Source organism: Vibrio sp. Vb0304, from assembly GCF_033338995.1.
Classification (GTDB): domain Bacteria; phylum Pseudomonadota; class Gammaproteobacteria; order Enterobacterales; family Vibrionaceae; genus Vibrio; species Vibrio alginolyticus.
Genome location: NZ_JAWOTT010000288.1, coordinates 1 through 1,125 on the forward strand (window position 1 = coordinate 1; position 1,125 = coordinate 1,125).

A 1,125-nucleotide genomic window follows, 5' to 3' on the forward strand; every position below is an offset into this window, starting at 1 on the left:
AAGTTGTTTTAGGCGTAGATAACGTCGTTTTTATTTCCGTGTTATGTGAAAGATTGCCATCCCACCAGAGAAAGCTTGCACGAAACCTAGGTATTGGTCTTGCGGTGTTAGCGCGTATTGGATTGGTGTTTTCTATCACATGGATCGTGCAACTTACACAACCACTATTTAGCGTTGCAGACCATGCGGTGACAGGTCGAGATATGATAATGATCTTGGGTGGTGCGTTTTTGTTAGCGAAAAGCTTAAAAGAGCTTTGGAGCTGGTTAACTCACAACGAAACCGATCACTCTACCCATGTGCGCACAGGATTGGCGGTGGTTTTGTTACAAATCGTTGCGGTTGATGCGGTATTCTCGATGGACTCTGTCATCACAGCAGTCGGTTTAACAAGTGAAGTGCCACTTATGGTTGCTGCAATTATTGCTTCTGCATTGGTCATGGTTATGACTGCTGAAAAGATCAATAACCTAGTTACCCGTTACCCTGGTTTCAAAACCTTAGCGCTACTGTTCCTAGTATTGCTGGGTGGCTTGCTGATGGCCGAAGGCTTCGCAATCCATATCAATAAAGGGTATGTGTACTTTGCGATGGCGTTTGGTTTGGTGCTGGAACTGTGTCACATCCAACTAAAGAACAAACAGCGCCGAACTATCCAGCGAATCAGGCCGATGCATCAACCAACCGTGGTTTATGGTGCCCAATAACTTGCTAATTTAGCCGCTCAAGAGAGCGGCTTTTTTGTGTGCTTTTCTTTCAATTTTATTTGATGATTCAGAATTTGTCGTTTCGACAAAAAGTTGCATTTGTTGCATTGGATTGAATTTTTTATATAAACCGCCCAATCCACACGAGTGAATAAAATAAATGAACAAGCTGATCGATGCGTTAGCAACGGATGGTTACTACATTTGGGATGACTTTCTTTCTGAAGACGAAGTAACCCAATTACGTAATTGCATACCGGATAATTGGAAGAAAGCACGCATTGGTCGAAATGATGATGTGACCCGAATTGAATCAATTCGCAGTGACAAAATTCAATGGTTAAAACCAGCTATGGGCCAGCCAATCGCGAATTATTTGAGCAAAATGGAGGAGATTCGACAAGAGGGGAACCGCCAT

2 protein-coding genes are annotated in these 1,125 nt (G+C 43.1%); both read left to right on the forward strand.

From position 1 onward, the window contains the following. A partial coding sequence (locus R7P35_RS25700) for a TerC family protein (protein WP_318093264.1) occupies window positions 1-707 on the forward strand: 707 nt, incomplete at its 5' end. A 160-nt stretch (window positions 708-867) separates the two neighbouring features. After that, on the forward strand, window positions 868-1,125 hold a 258-nt coding region (locus R7P35_RS25705; RefSeq protein ID WP_411978899.1), incomplete at its 3' end, for a 2OG-Fe(II) oxygenase.